The 4618-nt window shown below is 68.8% G+C and carries 5 protein-coding genes; 4 read left to right on the top strand and 1 reads right to left on the bottom strand.

Annotated features, from left to right (window positions below; translation table 11 throughout):
- Positions 1–164 (bottom strand): acyl-CoA dehydrogenase family protein (locus ACWD0A_RS34490; RefSeq protein ID WP_451304643.1); only part of this gene is annotated, 164 nt, incomplete at its 3' end.
- A gap of 186 nt (positions 165–350) precedes the next feature.
- On the opposite strand from ACWD0A_RS34490, the gene ACWD0A_RS34495 reads away from it, so the two are divergent.
- The 4 genes from ACWD0A_RS34495 (at position 351) to ACWD0A_RS34510 (ending at position 4564) form a co-directional block, all read left to right on the top strand.
- The gene (locus ACWD0A_RS34495; protein WP_451304635.1) at positions 351–1082 is read left to right on the top strand and encodes a TetR family transcriptional regulator; all 732 of its coding nucleotides are present in this window, start codon (positions 351–353) and stop codon (positions 1080–1082) included.
- 185 nt (positions 1083–1267) lie between these two features.
- The gene (locus ACWD0A_RS34500; protein ID WP_451304637.1) at positions 1268–1723 is read left to right on the top strand and encodes a Zn-ribbon domain-containing OB-fold protein; all 456 of its coding nucleotides are present in this window, start codon (positions 1268–1270) and stop codon (positions 1721–1723) included.
- Positions 1724–1780: 57 nt separating this feature from the next.
- The gene (locus tag ACWD0A_RS34505; protein WP_451304639.1) at positions 1781–2644 is read left to right on the top strand and encodes a 3-hydroxybutyryl-CoA dehydrogenase; all 864 of its coding nucleotides are present in this window, start codon (positions 1781–1783) and stop codon (positions 2642–2644) included.
- A gap of 588 nt (positions 2645–3232) precedes the next feature.
- Positions 3233–4564 (top strand): hypothetical protein, encoded by a 1332-nt coding sequence (locus tag ACWD0A_RS34510; RefSeq protein ID WP_451304641.1) that lies wholly within the window; start codon positions 3233–3235, stop codon positions 4562–4564.
- The last annotated feature ends 54 nt before the right edge of the window (positions 4565–4618 follow it).

Raw genomic sequence — 4618 nt, forward strand, 5'->3', positions numbered from 1 at the left:
AGGTCGGACGAGACCAGCGCGTCGAGCGCCTCCTGCGGGAAGCGCGCCTCCTCGTCGACCGCGGCGGCGAACGGCTCGATCTTCGCCTCGGCGAGAGAGCGGACGGTCTCGCGGAGCATGTCGTGTTCCTCGGCCGGGCGGTACAGGTCGAAGTCCTGGCTCATGGCAGGGATACCCCAGTCTGCTCCGGCCGGTCCCCGGCCCGGAGCGCGAAGTGACGTGCAATACTGGCACTCAGTACCCTCCAGTATGCACACTCAGTGCCATGAATCCAGTCCTCGTCCTTGCCGCCCGCGCACAGCGGGCCTCGCCCCGCCGGACGCGACTCGGGCCGGTGTTATGTTCCTCGCATGAGTGAGGGACGGGGACGCGGCGGCGGCGCCGGCAACGGCTCTGCCAAGCCTTCGATGCGGGACGCCCTGATCGCGGCGGCCTTCGAGCTGTTCCTGGAGCGCGGGTTCGAGCAGACCACGATCGATGACATCGTCCGGCTCGCCGGGGTGGGAAGGCGGTCCTTCTTCCGCTACTTCCCCTCCAAGGAGGACGTGGTCTTCCCCGATCACGAGCGCTGCCTCGCCGAGATGACGGCGTTCCTGCAGCAGGACAACGGCGAAGAGGAGCCCGTGGCACGGGTCTGCGACGCCGCTCGGCTGGTGCTGCGGATGTACGCCGCCAACCCCTCCTTCTCCGTGCAGCGATACCGTCTGACCAAGAGCGTTCCGGGACTGCGTAACCACGAGCTGTCCGTGGTCTGGCGCTACGAGCGCACGCTCGCCGATTACCTGCGCCGACGCTACGTCGGCTGGTCCGACGGAACCCTGCGCGCCGATGTGATCGCGGCCTCGGTGGTGGCGGCTCACAACAACGCGCTCCGGTCCTGGCTCCGCTCCGGCGGCCAGGGGGACGTCGCGGCCGGCATGGACCACGCCCTCGAGTACGTACAAAGCTCCTGGGGCCTGGAAGGGGAAGCCCCCGGCGCGGGCACACGAGAGCCGGACGATGTCGTGGTCCTGATCGCCAAGCGCCGGACGCCGATGTGGCGCGTGGTCCGCGAGATCGAGGCCACCCTCGACGGGAGCTGACCCCGGAGCCCATCCATTCCCCCTTAGGGAACTCAGTGCCTTTACAGATGGCACTCAGTGTCATACTCTTTCGGCAGCGCACGGCCGCTATGACGATGCCGGCGCGCCACAGCCGTGAAGAGGTGAACCCTCACCTCCCACGGAACGCTTCGGATTCCTCCGGCTGCGTGCAGGGAGATGACATCGTGTTCGATGCAGCGATCGAGACCACGGACAGCGACCCCGTCGAACGGGATGGCGTTGCGAACGCCGTCCCGGCCACGGACTCGGACTGCCCCGTCCAGGAGCACCCGGACGGGCTGCGGGACGGAGAGCTGTACTTCCAGCGTTGCAGCTGGTGCCGTACCGCAGTCTTCCGACGCCTGCTGTGCCCCATCTGCGCCTCCCCCGATATGCCCTGGGAGCGCAGTGGCGGCGTGGGCGTCGTCCGCCACATCACCGTCGTCGGCCGAAGCACCGGCGCCCCGCGCGCAATCGCCATCATCGAGATGAGCGAGGGATTCCGGCTGCGCTCGAGGATCATCGGTGTACCACCGGAGAACGTACGCGTCGGAACGCTGGTGCGCCTGACGGTGGACGCCTCCCACCCGAAGGAACTCGCCTTCCAGCCCTGTGACTTCTCGCGCGCCGATGGGCGATAGGCACCGTGGCCTACGGCTTCGGCCGCCGAGCTCCCGAGAGAGGACTGCCCACACGCGATGGGTGAAATCAGCAACGTAGGAGTCGTCGGCTGTGGCCTGATGGGCTCGGGAATCGCCGAGGTCTGTGCCCGTGCGGGTCTCGACGTCCTCGTCGGCGAGATCAACGCCGAGGCGGCAGCAGCCGGCAAGGCCCGCGTCACCGCCTCCCTCGACCGCGGCGTCCGCAGCGGCAAGCTCTCCGAGGACGACCGGGACACCGCACTGTCCCGGCTCACCTTCACCAGTGACCTCGGCGACTTCACCGACCGCCGCCTGGTCATCGAGGCCGTGGCCGAAGAGCTCGAGGTGAAGACCGCCACCCTCACCACCCTCGACAAGGTCCTCGACTCCCCGGAGGCGATCATCGCCTCCAACACCTCGTCCATCCCCATCATGGAACTCGCGGCGCTCACCAAGCGCCCGGATCACGTCGTCGGCGTGCACTTCTTCAACCCGGTTCCGGTGCAGATGCTCGTCGAGATCATCCCCACCCAGCTCACCTCCGACCACGTCGTCGAACGCGCCACCGCCTTCGTCACCACCCGGCTGGGCAAGACCGCGATCCGCGCCCGCGACCGCTCCGGCTTCGTCGTCAACGCACTCCTGGTTCCCTATCTGATCTCCGCCGTCCGGATGCTCGAGTCCGGCACTGCCTCCGCCGAGGACATCGACAGCGGCATGGTCCTCGGCTGCGCACACCCCATGGGCCCCCTGCGTCTGCTCGATCTGATCGGCCTGGACACCGCCCAGTCCGTCGCGGAGTCCATGTACGAGGAATTCAAGGAACCTCTGTACGCACCGCCTCCGCTGCTGCGCCGCATGGTCGCCGCGGGCACGCTCGGCCGCAAGACGGGCCGAGGCTTCTACGCCTACGACGGCTAAAAGTGTTCGACCCGCCCGGAATCATCCCCGCGCACGACCGCATGGACAGCGCGCTCGCCCTGCAGCTCTGACACTTCCTCGGCCCCGCGGCGCTGCCCGGCCGCAAGGAGCACGGGTAACACCACAGCGCTGTCACGGAATATCCGAGAACGCCCGTAGAAGTCCAAGGCCGGGGTTTGGCGGACCTTCGGCTGCCCGGCGCCCGAGGGGGATCGGCAACGCCGCCGCGCGCCGCGACGCGCAGGTGCCCCAGACCGTCATCGACGCCTACCGCACACAGTGACCCGGTAATCGGGCAGGCAAGACGTGTGCGACCGCCCGGCTTCCGGTGTGAGCCACCGGGGCCGGGCCACGCATCGGCACCGGGCACACTTCTGGACGGTGCCACGGCGATGGCCTGGACGGTGCTGGACGTGGCGAACGCCCGACGGGCGGCCTCCTGACCTCGCCGCACGAGCCGGTACGGCGCGACGGCAGCAGGCTGCGGCAGCTGACCACGGGCCCCTTCGACCACCGGGAGCCGCGCTGGTCGCCGGACGGGCGCACGATCCTGTTCTCGGGCGACGCGACGGGCAGCTACGCGTCGACGTGCTCGTCGACGGCCCTGGCGAGGAGTACGAGCCGGCGTGGTCCCCGGACGGCAGCAAGGTGGCCTTCGTGGTGGGCAACACGCGCATCGCCGTCGCGCCCACCGGCGAGCCCCGGCAGATCACCGACGACGTGAGCGACGCCCCGTCATGGAGCGCAGACTCGCAGCAGCTCCTCTACCTCAACTACGGCCGGCTGCGCCTCGTGCCGGCGAACGGCGGACCTCCGCGCACCGTGGCCGTACCGCTCACCTGGACCAACGTCGTACCGCCCGCGCGCACCGTGATCCACGCGGGCCGGATGTGGGACGGCGTCCGCGAGGAGATCCGGCGCGACGTGGACATCGTCGTCGAAGGACACAGGATCACGGCGGTGGAACCGCACGCCGCGGGCCGGGCGGGCCGACTCGTCGACGCGCGTGACCGGCTGGTGATGCCCGGGCTCATCGACATGCACCACCACCGGGAGATGCAGGGCTACGCGTACGGCGACCGGCAGGGACGGCTCTGGCTCTCGCTCGGGGTGACGACCACGAGGTCTCCGGGAAGCCCCGCCTACCACATGGTCGAGGAGCGCGAGTCCACCCGGTCCGGCGCCCGGATCGCACCGAGGTACTTCGCGACGGGCGAGGCCGTCGACGGCCCCCGGATCTACTACAACTTCATGCGCCCCACCTTCACCGACGCACAGCTGAAGCTCGAGCTGGAGCGTGCGAAGAGCCTCGAGTACGACCTCGTGAAGTGCTACGTCCGCCTGCCGGTGGTGTGGCACAAACAGGTCGCCGCCTTCGCGCACGGCATCGGCATTCCGGTCACCGCGCACTACCACTGTCCGGCCGCCGCCTTCGGCGGCGACGCGATGGAACACACGGGCGCCACGAACCGATTCGGCTACTCGCGCACCGTGACGCCGCTCGGCACGGCGTACGACGACGTCACGGACCTGTTCGTGTCCTCGGACATGGCCCGGACACCGACCCTCTTCGGCTCGACGACCCTGTACCGGGAGGACAGGTCTCTGGTCGAGGACCACCGCGCACGCAGCCTGGCCTCGGGTCGAGCAGCCCAGCGGGAAGCAAGCACGGTGTTCCCCGACGTCCCGGCCCACACGTCTGCTCCGCTGCCAAGCGACGCCGCCGCCTCCGTAGTGGCGTGTCGCTGCACGAGGAAGCGGTCGGTGCAGCCGCGGCGGAACCCAGACCCAAACGGAGCATCATTTACCGTGCCAGTCCTCCCAGGTCAAGAGCAAGTTCAGGCCAATCCGGCCACCATTTTCGGGCTCTCTCCAGCGCGAAACGTTGCGTTAACCCAGCAAACAACTCCGCCCAGTTAACGTGTTTCTTGACCAGTCATTGACCAATCGTTGGCACGCGTAAGAAGTGTGAAC

The organism is Streptomyces sp. NPDC002867, from assembly GCF_053591895.1.